Origin of the sequence: Serratia sp. X3 (assembly GCF_014982455.1) — a bacterium.
GTDB lineage: Bacteria > Pseudomonadota > Gammaproteobacteria > Enterobacterales > Enterobacteriaceae > Serratia > Serratia ureilytica.
The window spans coordinates 825,154-842,564 of record NZ_JADCNB010000001.1; the positions used below are offsets into that span (position 1 = coordinate 825,154).

Here is a 17,411-nt window from a genome sequence, read left to right on the forward strand (position 1 = left end):
CAAAACAGAAGGTCAATTTGCAGGCTAACCGCCGGATCGATGAGAAAAATGCAGGATTTTTTCTGGTGACATTGTCACAAAAACGTTCAATGAATTGATTACCCATAAAAAACCCCGCCGGATGGCGGGGTTGTCGGTCAGTCGCATTGCACCTTGATAGCCAGGCCGCCGCGTGATGTTTCTCGATACTTGGCGTTCATGTCTTTGCCGGTTTCATACATGGTCTCGATCACCTTATCCAGCGAAACGCGCGGTTCGCTGGTGCGGCGCAGAGCCATGCGTGCGGCATTGATCGCCTTGACCGAGGCGATGGCGTTGCGCTCGATGCACGGCACCTGTACCTGGCCGGCGACCGGATCGCAGGTCAGACCCAGGTTGTGTTCCATGCCGATTTCCGCCGCCACGCATACCTGCTCAGGGCTGCCGCCCAGCAGTTCGGCCAGGCCGGCCGCCGCCATGGAGCAGGCAACGCCGACTTCACCCTGACAGCCGACTTCGGCGCCGGAAATGGAGGCGTTCATCTTGTACAGCGCGCCGATGGCGCCCGCCGCCATAAAGTAGCGGATATAGATGTCCGGGCTGACGGACTCGATGAAGTGATCGTAGTAAGCCAGCACGGCAGGCACGATGCCGCAGGCGCCGTTGGTCGGCGCGGTGACGACGCGGCCGCCGGCGGCGTTTTCTTCGTTAACCGCCAGCGCGAACATGTTGACCCAGTCGATCACGTTCATCGGATCGTTGGACAGCTTGTCCGACGCCACCAGCATGCGGCGCAGCGCGGAGGCACGGCGCGGCACGCGCAGCGGGCCCGGCAGCACGCCTTCGGTGTTCAGACCGCGATCGATACAGGCGCGCATGGTTTGCCAGACGTTACCGAAGTAGGTGTCGATCTCTTGCTTGCTGTGCAGCGCCAGTTCGTTCTGCATCACCATGCCGGACAGCGACAGCCCGGTATCGCGACAGTGGTCGAGCATTTCGCGCGCGGAATTGAACGGATAAGGCATTTGCAGTTCTTGCTCGGCGGCCTTGCCGAAGTTCTCTTCATCGACGATGAAGCCGCCGCCGATAGAGTAATAGGTCTTGCTGTACACTTCTTTATCGCCGGCGAAGGCGTGGACCTGCATGCCGTTTTCGTGCAGCGGCAGGTTGTCGCTGCGGAAGACCATGCCGCCGTCGCGCGGGAAATCGACTTCATGCAGGCCGTTGGCCAGCATCAGGCGTTGACGTTGTTCTACATCGCGAATAAAACCCGGAATGCTATCGATATCGACGGTGTCCGGCATGTTGCCGGCCAGGCCGAGAATGATAGCGATATCGGTATGGTGACCTTTGCCGGTCAATGAGAGTGAGCCGTAAACGTCTACGGCAACACGCGTGATAGAAGGCATCAGGCCTTTATTTACCAGATCGTCGACAAACTGTTTGCCGGCTTTCATCGGTCCAACCGTATGAGAGCTGGACGGGCCGATGCCGATCTTAAACATGTCGAAAACGCTAATCACGCTAAAACTCCTTAAAGAGACGTATTGTTATGGCTGCGGCGGTTAAAAACCGCGCAGGGAACAGCGATATTGTAAAAGGGCCGCGCGGGTTCGGCTGCCTTTTTCGCATGAAATTAAATAATCCGTGGTGTCGCTTTTTTTACTGATTACCCGGGGCGAACCCTTGTGCGGGGTATCCGCTTTCGCCCAAGCTCCATTAACGGTAATCGCGCCAGCTTTCCTTGCTGAACGCCGCCGGCTTAATCCCTGTTTCTACAGTGGTTTATCTCGGACGGTGGTATTTTACAGGTATTTCGTAAGGTTTAAGAGAGGATTTACAGTTTTTTTAAAACCATTCAACCGGAACGGTAGTTGAAAAAGCGATCAAATGAAGTGATTTCGATCGCTTTACCCGCAGCGGAGGCCGGTAACCGTGCCATATTACGAGTCAGATCACGCAATGCCGGCTAAATACTGACTTGCTGCGCCAGACGGCGAATGATGGCGGCGGTCAGCCCCCAGATAAACTGGCTGTGGTACCAGGAAAGGTAAATCCGGTGCGTATGGCCGGCGCGATGAATGTCCAGCGGGTAGTAACGCGACAGGGTCAGCGCCTCCCGCAAAGGCATTTCAAACACGTCAGCCACTTCGCCTTCGTTGGCGCGGAACTGCACGTCCGGCGAGACCAGGCCGACGATAGGCGTGACCTGAAATCCGGTGCTGCTGTCGAGCGGCGCCATTTGGCCGAGTATGGTAACCGCCTGCGGCGGTATCGCCACTTCTTCCTGCGCTTCTCGCAGCGCCGTCACGATCGCCGACCCGTCTTCGGCGTCGGTTTTGCCGCCGGGGAAGGCCACCTGGCCGGCATGTTTGCGCAGCGAGTCGGCGCGGCGGGTCAACAGCAGCGTCGGCTCGGCGCGGCAGACGATCGGGATCAGCACCGCGGCCGGGCGCACATTGTGCGAGATCTGCGCCGCCTGCGGCAGCTGCAGTTGGAAACGGCTGATAAAGGCGTGCAGTGAGGCCGGTGCATTTGGTGGGATCACGACTGGGCGCACTCCCCGAGCTGCGGCAGAATGCGGCCAACCTTGTCGAAGGTCTCCTGATATTCCGCCTGTTCCTGGCTGTCCGCCACGATGCCGCCGCCGGCGGAGCAATAGATGCGGCCGTTTTCGGTGACGAGCGTGCGAATAGTGATGTTGGTGTCCATGGTGCCGCAGGCGCTCAGGTAACCGATGCTGCCGCAATAGGCGTTGCGACGCTGCGGCTCCAGTTCTTCGATGATTTCCATCGCCCGCACCTTGGGCGCGCCGGTGATCGAGCCGCCGGGGAAGCAGGCGCGCAGCAGTTCGGTCGCCGAGGCGGTGTCCGGCAGGGTTGCGGTGATGGTGCTCACCAGGTGGTGCACCGCCGGGAACGGCTCCACGACGAACAGCTCCGGCACGCGCACGCTGCCGGGCTGGGCGACGCGGCCGATATCGTTGCGCAGCAGATCGACAATCATCAGATTCTCAGCGCGATCTTTGGGCGACTCGGCCAAACGACGAGCCTGTGCGGCGTCTTGTTCCGCGTCCGCCAGCCGCGGCAGCGTGCCCTTGATCGGGCGGGTTTGGATGCGCTGCTGCTCCAGCCACAGGAAGCGCTCGGGAGAAACGCTCAACACGCTGTTGTGCGGCAGACGCAAGAACGCGGAGAACGGCGCGCGGTTGCTGGCGCTCAATCGGCAAAACGCCTGCCATTCATCTCCCTGATAGTCTGCGGAGAATCGCTGCGCCAGATTGATTTGGTAGCAGTCGCCGCTGCGCAGGTAGTGCTGAATGCGTTGGAACTTCTCGCCGTACTGCTGCCGGCTCATATTGGCGCGCCAGTCGCTCAGCAGCGTGAAAGGGCGTGCTGCAGGCGCGGTTTGGCTATTGAGCCAGCGCCAGCGCTGTTCCACGTCGCCATAGCTGAGCAGCGTCAGCGTTTGCAGCCGGTGGTCGGCGATCAGCGCCCAGTCATAAATGCCCACCGCCATGTCCGGCAAGGCGAGGTCGGCTTCGGCCAACTGCGGCAAGCTTTCCACCCGCCGCCCAAGATCGTAGCCGAACAGCCCCAGGGCGCCGCCCTGAAACGGCAGATCCGGATTAAAGGCCGGTTGCCAATCTTGCGCCACCATCTGCTGTTGCAGCAACTCAAACGGATCTTGTTGCGAGCGTATTGTTACGTCGTCACTTATGACTTCCGTGGTGGCGCCATGAGTCGTGAGAGTAATGCGCGGCTGCGCGACCAGAATATCGAAGCGGTTGTGCGAATGGTCGGCAAAGCCCGAATGCAACAGCATCGCCCAAGGCTGCGATGAAAGCGGGGCAAAAAGCGTCATCAGGGCGCTGCGATGGTAGGGCAAAGACTTTATGTTTGGGGCGGTTACGCTCATGAACGTCAATAAACCTGGCTGTGAAGACGGCAATATCTGGCGGCTAGTGTGCCATAGACGGGCATGGCATGCATGTTTTGCCATGCGAGACATGCAGCACACCTCACATAAACGGCAGTTCAATAAACCTGAAATAAGGCATTTTTTGCGCCATTCATCTTACTTCTCTATGTTAAAAATTTAACGTCAAAATAACTGGAAGCATTTTTCATCGAGGGCGCAAGACCCGAGAAATATAAAGACAACTCGTTAATTTCACACTTTTATTGTTGCTCGCCGTTATTAAGCGGGCGATGCGAAACGGTTTTGCCTGTGTTTTTTAAGGTGGCCGTCTTGTGAAAGCTATTCCTTGTTATGGAACGCTTTTCTTGCCGAAAGCATGAAAAGACAAACAAGATGAATCTTATTTAGCCTGCGGCGAAAATGTGAATGTTCGCGTCATATTTCGCTCGGCCGCTGAAGCGATTTCTATTTTTTAAAAAAATAAAATTATCATTTTGTTACATTATTATTGAAGAGCTGCCTATGTCGTTAATGCTGAGCGTCATCGTCCCGATGCACAATGCGGGAGAACTGTTAGAGCCTTTCCTGGCTTCGTTGCTTGCCCAACGAGAACAGCGGCTGGAGGTGATCATCGTTAACGATGGTTCCACCGACGGCTCGGGGGAGGTCGCCCACCGCTATGCGGCGGCGCATCCGCATATTCGGGTTATCGATCAGGCGAACGCCGGCGTTTCCAATGCGCGTAATGCCGGGCTCGCCGTTGCCCGAGGAAAATACGTGGCGTTTCCCGACGCTGACGATCTGTTGGCGCCGGAAATGTATTCCACGCTGCTGGAGCAGGCCGAACGGCACCAATTAGACGTGATGCAATGCAATGGCGAACGCTATTTTGCCAGCCAGGACGAATTGCAGCCGATTTTTCCTCAGGAGCGTTTACGCACCACTGATGTTATCACTGGCGTTCAATGGTTCGAACGCGCGTTGAAATCGCGAAAGTTTATTCACGTTGTGTGGTTGGCAATATATCGTCTCGATTTTATCCGCCAGCATCGGCTCTATTTTGAACCGGGCTTACATCATCAGGATATTCCCTGGACGACGGAGGTCATGTTTAATGCCAAGCGGGTCAAATATTTAAGCACGCCGCTGTATCGCCAACGGGTGCACGACAAGTCGATCAGCAATCGCCGCCGCACCGGCAAGGCTAACGTGGATTATCAGCGCCACTATATGAAAATCGTCGAAATGCTGGAGCGGCTCAACCTGCGCTATGCGAGCACCATCGCCATTCGGCCGGCGTTTCATTGGCAGATCACCCGTGAAGCGCTGGGGATTTGCCACAGCATTCGCCGTGAGCCGGATCCGGCCGCTCAGAATCAGATTACCGAAGAGTTCTATCAACGCGGCATCGACAGAGCGATGCTCGCCAATGCGCGCGGCGTGAAGCAGGGGTGGCATGTCATGCTGTGGCGGCACCGTTTAAAGCAGTGGCGCAACGATAACGGCTGTTCACAGCCGGCCTGAGGCACAAGACGTTGGGATCCGCCGCGTTAGCGCGTATACTCCTTCTCCCTTTTGCCGGAGAGAACGACACATGCATGCAGGTATGCCATTACTGAGCCACGCGGAGCAGCAGGAAGCGGCGGATCGCATCCATCAGCTGATGGAACAGGGCATGAGCAGCGGTGAAGCCATTGCTCGCGTTGCGCAGGAAATTCGTGAGAAGCATCAGGGCGCTCATGTCGCGGTGCTGTTCGATGACGAAGACGAGCAGCAAGATGCCGCGCCGGAGGCGTCGCGGGATGACGATGCTGAAGAAGACGAAGACTATTGATGTTATCGGGGCCGCGCAAGCGGCCCCGTCAGTTTTAGCGGTTGACCGCCACGGCGGCGGCGGCCTGTTTCGCCAGTTCCACCGCGAGTTCCGTGGTGTCCGCCGTCGCCAGCGCTACACCCAGGCGGCGCTGGCCGTCGATTTCCGGCTTGCCGAACAGACGCAGCTGGTTGTGCCCGCGCAGCGCGTTTTCCAATCCGCTGAAGCGCACATCGGTGCTGGTGAGCTGTGGCAGGATCACCGCCGAAGCGGAAGGGCCGAACTGGCGGATAGCGCCGATCGGCAAACCGAGAAACGCGCGCACGTGCAGGGCGAACTCAGACTGATCCTGTGAAATCAACGTGACCATGCCGGTATCGTGCGGGCGTGGCGACACTTCGCTGAAGATCACGTCGTCGCCACAGACGAACAGCTCCACGCCGAACAGCCCGAAGCCCCTCAGGGCCTTCACCACTTTCTCGGCGATAGCCTGGGCCCGGCTCCGCGCCGTAGCCGACATGCGTTGCGGCTGCCAGGATTCGCGGTAATCCCCATCCTCCTGACGGTGCCCGATCGGCTCGCAGAAATGCACGCCATCCACGGCGCTGATGGTCAGCAGCGTAATTTCAAAATCAAATCTTACCAGCCCTTCGACGATCACCCGGCCACCGCCGGCACGGCCGCCCTGTTGGGCGTAATTCCAGGCGCTTTGCAGCTGTTCGGGCGTGCGGATCAGGCTCTGGCCTTTGCCGGAAGAACTCATCACCGGTTTGACGATGCACGGGTAGCCGATATGCTCAACCGCCTGGCGGAAGGCGATTTCACTGTCGGCAAAGCGGTAGCTGGAGGTAGGAAGACCGAGCTCTTCCGCCGCCAGACGGCGGATGCCTTCACGGTTCATGGTCAGACGTGTGGCTTCGGCGCAGGGCACTACGCGGTGGCCCTGGCGTTCAAGCTCGACCAGCATGGCGGTGGCGATCGCTTCGATTTCGGGAACGATATAGTCCGGCCGCTCGTGTTCGATGACGGCTTTCAACGCGTCACCGTCCAGCATATTGATGACGTGGCTGCGGTGCGCCACATGCATGGCCGGCGCATCGGCGTAGCGATCGACGGCGATCACCTCCAGACCGAGGCGCTGGCATTCAATGGCGACTTCTTTACCCAGCTCGCCGGAGCCGAGCAACATGACGCGGGTGGCGGAAGGGCGCAGGGCGGTTCCAATCGTTAACATAGTTTCGTACCTGGATCGGTGAAAGTAAGCGGATTGATGATCGGCGGGCAGTATATACGAAAACGATTGCGCGCGCAGCCGCCGCGCCGGTTTTGTTGCTAACTGGCTGTTTTTATAACAAACAGAAATATTTGCCCTGTATGAGCGATTGTGCGTTAATAACCGACGGCGAAAGAAGGCCTACTTATTGAAAGGTTTTCGCGTCTCGTGCCGTCAAGGCAGGTTTATCAAGTAAAGGAAACACAAATGAGCAAGATTACTGGTCACGTTAAATGGTTCAACGAAAGCAAAGGCTTCGGCTTTATTACCCCTGCCGACGGCTCTAAAGACGTTTTCGTTCATTTCTCCGCTATCGTCAGCGATGGTTTCAAGACCCTGGCTGAAGGCCAGCAGGTTGAGTTCTCCATCCAGGACAGCCAACGTGGCCCAGCCGCAGCCAACGTCGTTGCGATTTAACGACTGCGTTGCCAAGAAACCCGCCGCCGGCGGGTTTTTTTATGCCCGCACCCCGTAACGCCGCCCATCTCTGTTATCATTTACCGCTGATTCGGCGCTTACCTGCGGGCGCGCCGCCATTCCATTCGTCATATAAGAGTTATCGCCGTGAGCACAGTTTCTTTTTCTTCCCTGCCGCTGCCAGCCGAACAGTTGGCCAACCTCAACGAACTGGGGTACGCCGAAATGACGCCGGTACAGGCCGCCGCATTGCCCGCCATCCTGCAAGGGCGAGACGTGCGCGCCAAGGCGAAAACCGGCAGCGGTAAAACGGCGGCCTTCGGCATTGGTCTGCTAAACCGTATCGTCGTCGGTCAGGTCGCCACGCAGGCGCTGGTGCTCTGTCCCACCCGTGAGCTGGCCGATCAGGTGAGCAAAGAGCTGCGTCGCCTGGCGCGTTTTACGCAAAACATCAAGATCCTGACGCTGTGCGGCGGCCAGCCGATGGGGCCGCAGCTCGATTCGCTGGTGCATGCGCCGCACATCGTGGTGGGGACGCCGGGCCGTATCCAGGAACACCTGCGCAAGAAAACGCTGCAGCTGGACGAGCTGAAGGTGCTGGTGCTGGATGAGGCCGATCGCATGCTGGACATGGGGTTCGCCGACGACATCGACGATGTGATCAGCTATACGCCGCCGCAACGTCAGACGCTGCTGTTTTCCGCCACGTACCCGGCAGGCATCGAGCGCATCAGCGCGCGCGTGCAACGCCAGCCGCTGAGCGTCGAGGTGGACGATGGCGAAGCGCAGACCTCCATCGAACAACGCTTTTATGAGACCACGCGCGATCAGCGCCCGGCGCTGCTGGTGTCGGCCATTCGCTATCATCAACCCGCGTCCTGCGTGGTGTTTTGCAATACCAAACGCGACTGTCAGACGGTGCTTGAGGCCCTGGAAGCCCGCGGCATCAGCGCGCTGGCGCTGCATGGCGATCTGGAACAGCGCGACCGCGACCAGGTGTTGGTGCGTTTCGCCAACCGAAGTTGCCGGGTATTGGTGGCGACCGACGTCGCTGCACGCGGGCTGGATATTAAAGAGCTGGAGCTGGTGGTCAACTACGAGCTGGCGTTCGATCCCGAAGTGCATGTGCACCGTATTGGCCGTACCGGCCGCGCCGGCATGAGCGGGTTGGCGATCAGCCTGTGCACGCCGCAGGAAATGGCGCGTGCGCACGCGATTGAAGACTATCTGCAGATGAGCGTCGACTGGTCGCCGGTGTCCGAGCTGAGCGGGGCGGCCAACGGCTCGCTGGAGGCGGAAATGGTGACGCTGTGTATCGACGGCGGCCGCAAGGCGAAGATCCGTCCCGGCGATATTCTCGGGGCGCTGACCGGTGATGCCGGGCTGACGGCGGCGGAAGTGGGCAAGATCGATATGTTCCCGGTGCATGCCTATGTCGCGATCCGCAAAGCCAGCGCGCGCAAGGCGCTGCAACAGTTGCAGCAGGGCAAAATCAAAGGCAAAAGCTGCAAGGTGCGGCTGCTGAAATAAGCCGCAGGCGGGCGGCGGTTTGCCTTCCCGCCACGATCTATTTATACTGTATATAATAACAGTAATTTGAGTATTTGAGGACGCACGCATGGCGGTTGAAGTTAAATATGTGGTGGTGAGAAACGGTGAGGAAAAAATGACTTTCGCGAGCAAGAAAGAAGCCGACGCCTACGACAAAATGCTGGATCTGGCGGACAACCTTGGGGAGTGGCTGCAGCAGGCGCCGCTGAACCTGGATGACGAACAGCGCGAAGGGCTGAGCTTCTTCCTGGCGGAAAACAAGGATGCGCTGGGTCTGATTCTGCGCGGCGCATCGCCGGCGGAAACCCTCAAGAAACCGGCGGAAAGCAAAGCGAAAAAAGCGGCCTCTACCCCAAAAGAGGGATCTGCGTCAGAAAAGCAGGCGGCATAATGACTTATGTTGCGGTGTTGTGATGAAAAAGGATCTAAAATGAGCCGTGAAATAACTTTCTTCAGCCGCTTTGAGCAAGACATTCTGGCCGGGCGTAAAACCATCACCATTCGGGATGCCAGTGAATCGCATTTTGAACCGGGCGAGGTATTGCGCGTCAGCCGCAATGAGGACGGCGTATTTTTCTGCTTTATCGAAGTGCTGTCGGTAACGCCGGTGCGCCTGGATGCGCTGACCGAACGCCACGCACAGCAGGAGAACATGTCGCTCGGCGAACTGAAGCAGGTGATCAAGGAAATCTATCCGGGCCTGGATGCGCTGTTTGTCATTGAGTTCGTCAAACGGTAACCCTTTGCCGAAGCCCTGTTGTGAGCCAGGGATGGGCGCCCGGATAGCGCTAATCACAACGGGAGGACATATGAAAAAAACGGGTTTGGCTATCGCCTTGTTGGCCATGATGGGAGCATCGACGGCGTTGTGGGCGCAGGATCACGAACAGCGCGCCGCCAAGGTGGGGCAGTGTGCGGGCCTGCAGCCGGCGGATATCGCCGCCCAGGTCAAGCGCGACTTCTTGCAGAACCGCATTACGCGCTGGGAGTCGGACAAAAAGCTGCTGGGTACCGCAACGCCGATTGCCTGGGTTAGCCCGGATGCCATCAGCGGCAAGGATCAGGTATGGCAGGTGCCGTTGACGGTGCGTGGCACCAAGGCAGATAAAACCTACAACGTGACGCTCAACTGCAACACCGGCGAAATCGCCTACAGCGCCCCGCAGTAAGGCTTTCCCGGCAGTAAAAAGCCCGCCGAGCGGCGGGCTTGATGTTCTCAGGCGGCGTCAGTCGCTGAACGGGATCACCAATTCACCCGGTTTCACTTCCAACCCTTTCGCCAGTTTTTTCGCCAGCGCTTCGGTTTTGCTGTTGTCAGGATTCAGCACATAAGCCGGCTTTTGGTCGAAGTAGGATTTCAGCGACTGGTTCAGATACGGCGTCAGCGCTTTCATCACCGTCTGCATTTTTTCCGGCTGCACGCTGTAATCGGTCAGCTCCATGTCCTTCAGGAAAATGGCGCCCTGCGCCCGGTCATAAACCGGCTGCGCCTTCAGCGTCAGCTTCAGATCCGCGGTCTGCGGGCCGAGAATCGACGTGATGTTGACCTTGGCGTCGCCGGAAAGGGTGACTTTACCCGGTTCGCTGCGGCCGATCTGGCTTTGCAACTGAGTCAGCACGATGTTGGCGTCCAGCAGGCCGGGCACGCCGATCTGCTTCTGATAGTCGTTATGTTTCTGCAGGTAATCATTCACTTCCTGCTCGCTCAGGGTGTACTGGGTCAGTTGATTGCAACCGGCCAATACGCCGGCGAACAGCAGGGCGGCTGCGCCCATCAGGATCTTCTTCATTAATGCCTCATTGCGACTGCTGGCGAAAAGTGCTGCAGATAATTGATTAATCATTATAAACGCTCCGCCTGCGCGTGAAAACGGCAGGCGGCGGTATGGCGGGAATAGTGCGCGTAAAACAGGGCGAGACCTATCGGATAACGCCGAAAGCGTCAGCGCCGTAATCGCAGCGCCAAGAGGATCACGCCGGCCAGGCAGGCTGCGCCTCCCAACAGCGGGAACAGCGGAATGCCCCACAGCCGCAGCGACGAATGCATCAGATAAGGCGCCAACCCCAGGGCAAAAGCGGCGGTGACGATGGCGATGGCCAGGGTGACGGCGCTGCGCTCCAGCGCTTTGCTCAACTGACCGAGGTTCTTGACGTTAATGTCGGCATTGAGCTGCCCGCGTTTCAGGCGGCGCACCAACAGCCGCAGGGTTTGCGGCAGCTCCTCTCCGGCGTCGAGCGCTTCCCCGCCCAGGGCCAAGAGCCGTTGGCGCACGGCGTCAGGGGCATAACGTTGCAGCACCGTTTGTTGCAGCATCGGTTTGAGCGTGGCGACGATGTCAAAGGCCGGATCCAGCCGGTGCAGCACGCCGTCGGCGGTGATTAAGGCCTTGAACAGCAGCACCAGATCCGGCGGCAGCGCCAGCTGGTGCTCACGCGCCATCACCAACAGGTCAGTGAGGGCTTTGCCGAGCGTCAGGGTGGCGGCGGCCTGTTTGTCGAGAAAGTTTTGCGCCGCCAGCTCCAGGTCCATCAGATCCAGCGGTTCGCTGTCCGACCAGGCGATCAGCGTGTTGACGATGCCTTCGGACTGACGATCGGCGATGGCCTGCAGCAGCAGGAGCAACTGGTTGCGCCGCCGTTCGGACAACTGACCCACCATGCCGAAGTCGATGAAGCCGACGCGATCGCCGCTCAGCGCCATCACGTTGCCGGGGTGCGGATCGGCGTGATACAGCCGGTGCTCCAGCACCATGCTCATAAAGGCGCGGGCGCCGCGCCGCGCCAGCAGCGGGCCGTCAAATCCCGCTTCCGCCAACTGCCGGGGGTTCTCCGGCGCGGTGCCGGGCAAGTATTCCTGCACTAACAGACGCGGGGAAGACCATTGCCAATAGATTTTCGGCACGACCACGTCAGGTTCATGCGCAAACATGCCGGCGACGCGATCGCAGTTATGCCCTTCATGGGTCAAATCCAGTTCATGATTGAGCGCCGTCGCCAGCGCTCTGACCATCTGCCGTGGTCGATAGCGCGCCAGCGCCTGACTCTGCTGCTCCACGGTTTCCGCCAGCGAGGCCAGCAGCCGCAGATCGGCGTGAATGGTTTTTGCCAGGCCGGGGCGCAGCACTTTCACCACCACCTGTTCGCCGCTGTGCAGGCGTGCGCGGTAAATTTGCGCCATCGACGCCGCGGCCAGCGGTGTGCGATCGAATTCGGCAAACAGCTGCTCGGGATCAGCGCCGAGATCGGCAACGATCTGCGGCGCCAGCATTTCCCATGGCAACACCGCCGCCTGGCTGTGCAGGCGATCCAGTTCGTCGGTCCAGGCCGGATCCAACAGGTCAGAACGCGTGGCCAGGATCTGGCCGAATTTGACGAAGGTTGGGCCGAGCGCCTCGAGCGCTTCGCGCAGCCGCTGAGGAAGGGGCTGCGCGTCCTGCCGAGCGGGCTCACCGCGGGCGCCACGCAGCAACGCCCCCAGGCCCAGCAGGCGCAGAACGTCTTGCAAACCATAACGAATTAGAACGGAAGTAATTTCCTTCAGCCGCGCCCGATCGCGAGCGGTGGCGAGCACCATTTTCAGCATCAGTACGCCATATCCTTTTTGTGACAGTCGAACGTTATTGTTCCATATCCAGCAGCAACGGCACTTCGCAGCGCAGCGCCATGCGGTTGCGGTAGGCTTCCACGTTGTCCGGCAGGGCAACCCCGGCGACGATCGACAATGAGCGCAGCAGCGGGAACAGATGAATATCGTCCTCAGAAAGCTCGCCGTTCACGGCGTCGGCGGAGACGATCAGCGATGACAGCGTTTGCAGGTCGGCCTCCAGTTCGGCGATCAGATCGGCGCTGTTGGCGAGATGCTCGGCGAAATCACCGATTGACGCCTGCTTTTTATCGATAAAGTAACGGCGGGCGCTTTCGGTGGCAAATTCTTCGAAATCGGCATGCGCAATACGCGGCAACAGCAATTTGGCCGCGTAACTGTCGACCCGGCGCAACCACTCGGCGATGGCCGGGTTGGTGCGGCCGGTCAGCACCGGTTTGCCGTCCAGGCCATCGACATAGCGCACGATATCCAGGCTTTCCGGCATCGCTTCGCCGTCGTCTTTGATCAGGATCGGCACCATTTTTTTGCCGATCAGATTGAACGGGGTCGTCTCATCGTCGTTGAGCAGCGTGACCAGGCGAATCGGCAGATGTTTCAGGCCGAAAATCATGCGGGCTTTAACGCAGAATGGGCAATGATCGTAAATGAACAGTTTCATGCTTGCTCCGGGTTGTCAGGTTTTAACAGCAATAGTTACCACAGCTTATCGAGGCTGTCTTGAAACGCGTGTGTTGGATGGTGCGTTATTGCGATATTGCCCGCGCAACAGGCGCGGGCGAGGGGGCTATTTCTTGACCGGTACCGAGTTGAGCACATCGATCAGGTGAATGCGGGCTTGTTCCAAATCGATCTGATCGCGTTCGTTGGCAGCGGTGACGACCTGCAGCTGTTTGATAATATCGTTTTTCAGGCCGGCGTCGCTGGCGAGGATATGCGCCAGCGCCTTTTCCACCAGGGTGGAGCGCGCATAAATCATGCGCAAGTTCAGTATCATATGTTCGAGTAGTTGCGGTAATTTGGCTTCTTCGCTCATGCCGACGGGCTCCTGTGGGTGTTTTTACTAACAGGATAGCAGCTGTTGCCGATTCGGCCGGATTTCTATGGCGTTAGCCGCCGCGCAGTATCACCGACGCGTTGCGCCGCGGGCTGAATTGCCAGTACAGCGCCAGCAGCGTGGCGAAGCCGACGGCGCCGAGCAGCAGCCAGGGCAGCTCCGGCATGTTCATCATCCGCCCGGTATCGTACATCCAACCGCCGCCGGTATATCCCAACGCACCGCCCAACGCCAGCCCGAGGCGGCTGAAGCCCATGTAGCTGCCGCGCGCCCGCGGATCGGCCAGCGACGCGCTGAGCGTTTCGCGCGCCGGCTCGGCGATGATCGAACCCAGATAGAAACAGCAGATCAGCGTGAACACGCCTTGCAGGCTGCTGGCAAGGCCGATCGGCAGCAGGCTGAGCGTCATCAGCAGCAGGCCCGCCATCAGGCGTTGTTCAAGCCGAAAATGTTTTTCACCCCAACGCGCCAGCGGATAGAGCAGCGACAGCGACAGCGCCGCTTCGATCGCGTACATCCATTTCACCGCCGCCGGTGAGCCGGCAATTTCATTGACCACGATCGGCAGCATCAGCATCACCTGTACCGCCAGCATATAGTAGCCGGTCAGCGTCAGGACATAGGTGAGGAAGCGGCGATCGCGCATGACCCGCAACATGCCTTCTTTCATCGGCACGCGCACGGTGGAGATGCGATAAGCCGGCAGTAACCAGGCGTTCCAGCCGGCGGCCAGCACGAAGATCGCCGCCCCGACCCAGCAGACAAAGTGGAAATCGTATTGCAGCAGCCAACTGCCGATCAGCGCGCCGACTACCGCGCCGGCGCTGTCCTGCATCATCAACAGCGAGAAAAAGCGGCCGCGTTCGTGCGGACGGGTCAGTTTGATCACCAAAGCGGTGCGCGGCGGATCGAACAGCGTGCCGCCGAGGGCGGACAGCGCGCAGGAGAACCACAGGATCCACGGCGCATCGGCCATCGCCATGGTGGCGAAACCGGCGGCGCGCAGCAGCATGCCGGTGACGATCATCGGCTTGGCGCCAAAGCGATCGGCGATCGCGCCGCCAAAGATGCCGAGCCCTTGTTGCAGCAACTGACGCAAACCCAGCGCGATGCCGACGATCAACGCCGCCCATCCCAGCTGATCGACGAAGCGGATCGAAATAAGCGGGAACACGACAAAGAAGCCTAAAACCACCAGCAGGTTGTCGAGCAACAGAAAATATTTACCCAAGCTGCGCGCTTGCGACACCAGAGACATGCATCACCATGAGCAATTAAGAGAGAGGGGGAAGGCAACCCCACCATTCTCTACCCAATTGCCGGACGGCGACAGGGGCGGAGTAGATAATATTTTTTTATCGTCAAGGTGTTACCTGAACTGCAAAATTGGCGGAAAAACGCGGTAAAACGCGTATTCGGCGATTTACTGAGCGGCCGGTATTTTACCTCGGGGGCGGCCTACGGTTATATTGAATGCAAGGGAGCGCGGTTCTGAGGCGCTATTGGCAACATAAAGTCATGGCCTCAGATCGGCGTCGGATAATTATCCACGACGCTTCCTAATAAATACTTCTTATCGAACCGTTTTGACCGCGGGGGAAATGATGTTCGGCTACCGCTCTGCATCGCCAAAAGTACGTCTTACTACCGACCGGATGGTGGTCCGTTTAGTGCATGAACGGGACGCCTATCGTCTGGCGGACTATTATGCCGAGAACCGGACCTTTCTCAAACCCTGGGAGCCGGTGCGCGATGAAAGCCATTGTTATCCGTCCGGCTGGCAGGCGCGCCTGGGGATGATCGCTGAAATGCAAAAGCAGGGCAGCGCCTACTATTTTATCCTGCTCGATCCGGAAGAGCAGGAAGTCCGCGGCGTGGCGAACTTCAGCAACGTGTTGCGCGGTTCGTTTCACGCCTGTTTCCTCGGTTATTCGCTGGGGGAGAAATGGCAGGGGCAGGGGTTGATGTTCGAAGCCTTGCAGTCCGCCATCCGCTATATGCTGCGCCAACAGCGCATGCACCGCATCATGGCCAACTATATGCCGCATAACCAGCGCAGCGGCGCATTGCTGACGCGTCTGGGATTCGAACGCGAAGGTTACGCCAAAGATTACCTGTTGATCGACGGCAAGTGGCAAGACCACGTTTTGACGGCATACACCAATAAAGAGTGGCTACCCCCACGTTGAGGCCCAACGATGAAATATGAATTGAACGCCAAAGAGGCCCGGGTCATCGGCTGCCTGTTGGAAAAACAGGTGACGACGCCGGACCAATACCCGCTTTCGCTTAACGCCATTACCCTGGCCTGTAATCAAAAGACCAACCGCGAGCCGGTGATGGATCTGAGCGAAAGCGAGGTGCAGCAACTCCTCGATCTGTTGCTGCGCAAACATTTCCTGCGCACCCTCAGCGGGTTCGGCAATCGGGTTGTGAAATACGAGCAGCGGTTTTGCAATTCCGAATTTGGCCAGCTGAAGCTCTCTCCCGCCGAACTGGCGGTGATCGCCACCTTACTGCTGCGCGGCGCGCAAACGCCGGGCGAGTTGCGCACGCGCACCAACCGAATGCACGAGTTTAGCGATGTCAGCGAGGTTGAACAGGTGCTGCAGCAGCTGGCCACCCGGGAAGATGGCCCGTTTGTGGTGCGCCTGGCGCGTGAGCCCGGCAAGCGCGAAAGTCGCTTCATGCATCTGTTCAGCGGTCAGGTTGATGAGGCGCCGCCGGCGCTCGAGCCGGAGGCCGACGACGAATTGAGCGCCAGGGTCAGCGCGCTGGAAACTGAAGTGGCGGAGTTGAAACGGCAAATGCAGCAACTGTTGGCGAGAGAGACGAATGACTAAATTGCGTGTGGGTGTAGTGGGATTGGGCGGCATCGCGCAGAAAGCGTATCTGCCGATCCTTGGGCAGGCGGCGGACTGGACGCTGGTGGGCGGCTTTTCTCCCAATCAACAAAAGGCGCAGCCGATATGTGACAGCTATCGCATGGCCTGTTTCCCTCGTCTGGACAGCCTGGCCGAACAGTGCGACGCGGTCTTTGTCCACAGCAGCACCGCCAGCCATTTTTCGGTGATTGGCGAGCTGCTCAACCGTGGCGTGCATGTTTACGTCGATAAACCGTTGGCGGAAACGCTGGAGCAGGGCGAGCAGTTGCTCGAGCTGGCCGAGCGGCGGGGCAAAACGCTGATGGTGGGATTCAACCGCCGTTTCGCGCCGCTTTATCAGCAGCTCAAGCAGCAAATGAACCATCCTGCTTCCATTCGCATGGATAAACACCGGGCGGACAGCGTCGGCCCTCAAGACCTGCGTTTTACCCTGTTGGATGATTACCTGCATGTGGTGGATACTGCTCTGTGGCTGGCTGGCGGGCGTGAGCAACTGCTGAGCGGCAGCTTGCGCGTTAACGCCGCAGGCGAAATGCTGTATGCCGAACACCACTTCGCCTGCGGAGACACGCAGGTGACGACCAGCATGCATCGCCGCGGCGGCAGCCAGCGCGAAAGCGTGCAGGCGGTGACCGACGGCGCGTTGTATCAGTTGACAGATATGCGTCACTGGCTGCGTGAAGATGTGCAGGGCGAGCTGGAGCAGCCGGTGCCGGGGTGGCAAAGCACGCTGGTGCAACGCGGTTTCGACGGGGCGGTGCGGCATTTCCTCAGCGCCGTCGCCAATCAGAGCGCGCCGGAAACCGGCGGCGAGCAGGCGCTGGTGGCCCAGCGGTTGGTCGAGCGTTTATTACGCGATAACTCTATGTAACATATGGCGGTAGCTATTCTTTTCCGGATGCGTAAACTGA

At 59.0% G+C, this 17,411-nt stretch carries 19 protein-coding genes; 10 read left to right on the forward strand and 9 right to left on the reverse strand.

The genetic code is table 11. The annotated features are described in order from the left end of the window. Nucleotides 1-137: 137 nt before the first annotated feature. The 3 genes from sdaA to pabB form a co-directional block, all read right to left on the reverse strand. Nucleotides 138-1,502: an L-serine ammonia-lyase gene (gene sdaA, locus IMX17_RS03905; protein ID WP_033650934.1), complete on the reverse strand. Its 1,365-nt coding sequence runs from the start codon at nucleotides 1,500-1,502 to the stop codon at nucleotides 138-140. Nucleotides 1,503-1,948: 446 nt separating this feature from the next. Beyond that, nucleotides 1,949-2,527, reverse strand: coding sequence for a CoA pyrophosphatase (locus IMX17_RS03910; protein ID WP_033644292.1), 579 nt, complete (start codon nucleotides 2,525-2,527; stop codon nucleotides 1,949-1,951). Next, the gene (gene pabB, locus IMX17_RS03915) at nucleotides 2,524-3,897 is read right to left on the reverse strand and encodes an aminodeoxychorismate synthase component 1 (protein ID WP_046896730.1); all 1,374 of its coding nucleotides are present in this window, start codon (nucleotides 3,895-3,897) and stop codon (nucleotides 2,524-2,526) included. Before pabB ends, IMX17_RS03910 begins: the two co-directional genes overlap by 4 nt. 525 nt (nucleotides 3,898-4,422) lie before the next feature. Here pabB and IMX17_RS03920 point away from each other — a divergent pair. Then, entirely contained in the window at nucleotides 4,423-5,424 is a 1,002-nt protein-coding gene (locus IMX17_RS03920; RefSeq protein WP_033643379.1) for a glycosyltransferase, read from the forward strand. A 70-nt stretch (nucleotides 5,425-5,494) separates the two neighbouring features. After that, a complete protein-coding gene (locus tag IMX17_RS03925; protein WP_033643378.1) occupies nucleotides 5,495-5,734 on the forward strand; it encodes a YoaH family protein in 240 nt (79 codons plus the stop codon). A 34-nt stretch (nucleotides 5,735-5,768) separates the two neighbouring features. Here IMX17_RS03925 and purT read toward each other — a convergent pair whose 3' ends face one another. Continuing rightward, nucleotides 5,769-6,947, reverse strand: a complete 1,179-nt coding sequence (gene purT / locus IMX17_RS03930; protein ID WP_193549352.1) for a formate-dependent phosphoribosylglycinamide formyltransferase — start codon at nucleotides 6,945-6,947, stop codon at nucleotides 5,769-5,771. Nucleotides 6,948-7,193: 246 nt separating this feature from the next. On the opposite strand from purT, the gene cspC reads away from it, so the two are divergent. The 5 genes from cspC (at nucleotide 7,194) to yebF (ending at nucleotide 10,123) form a co-directional block, all read left to right on the forward strand. Then, the gene (gene cspC / locus IMX17_RS03935) at nucleotides 7,194-7,403 is read left to right on the forward strand and encodes a cold shock-like protein CspC (RefSeq protein WP_004927572.1); all 210 of its coding nucleotides are present in this window, start codon (nucleotides 7,194-7,196) and stop codon (nucleotides 7,401-7,403) included. 147 nt (nucleotides 7,404-7,550) lie between these two features. Continuing rightward, entirely contained in the window at nucleotides 7,551-8,933 is a 1,383-nt protein-coding gene (gene dbpA, locus IMX17_RS03940; protein ID WP_182264301.1) for an ATP-dependent RNA helicase DbpA, read from the forward strand. A gap of 88 nt (nucleotides 8,934-9,021) precedes the next feature. Beyond that, entirely contained in the window at nucleotides 9,022-9,345 is a 324-nt protein-coding gene (locus IMX17_RS03945) for a YebG family protein (protein WP_033643375.1), read from the forward strand. 39 nt (nucleotides 9,346-9,384) lie between these two features. Then, complete coding sequence (yqfB, locus tag IMX17_RS03950) at nucleotides 9,385-9,693, forward strand: N(4)-acetylcytidine aminohydrolase (protein ID WP_004927562.1); 309 nt, start codon at nucleotides 9,385-9,387, stop codon at nucleotides 9,691-9,693. A gap of 70 nt (nucleotides 9,694-9,763) precedes the next feature. Next, the gene (yebF, locus tag IMX17_RS03955; RefSeq protein WP_182264303.1) at nucleotides 9,764-10,123 is read left to right on the forward strand and encodes a protein YebF; all 360 of its coding nucleotides are present in this window, start codon (nucleotides 9,764-9,766) and stop codon (nucleotides 10,121-10,123) included. Nucleotides 10,124-10,180: 57 nt separating this feature from the next. On the opposite strand, the gene IMX17_RS03960 is transcribed toward yebF, so the two are convergent. The 5 genes from IMX17_RS03960 to mdtH all read right to left on the reverse strand — a co-directional run bounded on the left by IMX17_RS03960 (nucleotide 10,181) and on the right by mdtH (nucleotide 14,873). Continuing rightward, a complete protein-coding gene (locus IMX17_RS03960) occupies nucleotides 10,181-10,744 on the reverse strand; it encodes a lipoprotein (protein WP_016927416.1) in 564 nt (187 codons plus the stop codon). 152 nt (nucleotides 10,745-10,896) lie between these two features. After that, the gene (locus tag IMX17_RS03965; protein ID WP_182264304.1) at nucleotides 10,897-12,537 is read right to left on the reverse strand and encodes an AarF/ABC1/UbiB kinase family protein; all 1,641 of its coding nucleotides are present in this window, start codon (nucleotides 12,535-12,537) and stop codon (nucleotides 10,897-10,899) included. 34 nt (nucleotides 12,538-12,571) lie between these two features. Next, on the reverse strand, nucleotides 12,572-13,219 hold the full coding sequence (gene grxB, locus IMX17_RS03970; RefSeq protein WP_182264305.1) for a glutaredoxin 2: 648 nt from the start codon (nucleotides 13,217-13,219) through the stop codon (nucleotides 12,572-12,574). 126 nt (nucleotides 13,220-13,345) lie between these two features. Then, complete coding sequence (locus IMX17_RS03975) at nucleotides 13,346-13,594, reverse strand: hypothetical protein (RefSeq protein WP_033643371.1); 249 nt, start codon at nucleotides 13,592-13,594, stop codon at nucleotides 13,346-13,348. Nucleotides 13,595-13,667: 73 nt separating this feature from the next. Then, a complete protein-coding gene (gene mdtH, locus IMX17_RS03980) occupies nucleotides 13,668-14,873 on the reverse strand; it encodes a multidrug efflux MFS transporter MdtH (RefSeq protein ID WP_094142744.1) in 1,206 nt (401 codons plus the stop codon). A gap of 346 nt (nucleotides 14,874-15,219) precedes the next feature. Between mdtH and rimJ the strand changes: the two genes are divergently transcribed. Genes rimJ through IMX17_RS03995 form a run of 3 tightly spaced genes read left to right on the forward strand, consistent with a single transcriptional unit; the run spans nucleotide 15,220 to nucleotide 17,371 of the window. Next, complete coding sequence (rimJ, locus tag IMX17_RS03985) at nucleotides 15,220-15,804, forward strand: ribosomal protein S5-alanine N-acetyltransferase (RefSeq protein ID WP_033644290.1); 585 nt, start codon at nucleotides 15,220-15,222, stop codon at nucleotides 15,802-15,804. A 9-nt stretch (nucleotides 15,805-15,813) separates the two neighbouring features. Continuing rightward, nucleotides 15,814-16,458, forward strand: coding sequence for a YceH family protein (locus tag IMX17_RS03990; RefSeq protein WP_094142743.1), 645 nt, complete (start codon nucleotides 15,814-15,816; stop codon nucleotides 16,456-16,458). Continuing rightward, entirely contained in the window at nucleotides 16,451-17,371 is a 921-nt protein-coding gene (locus IMX17_RS03995) for a Gfo/Idh/MocA family protein (protein ID WP_182264306.1), read from the forward strand. The genes IMX17_RS03990 and IMX17_RS03995 overlap by 8 nt, the downstream gene beginning before the upstream one ends. Nucleotides 17,372-17,411: the final 40 nt, after the last annotated feature.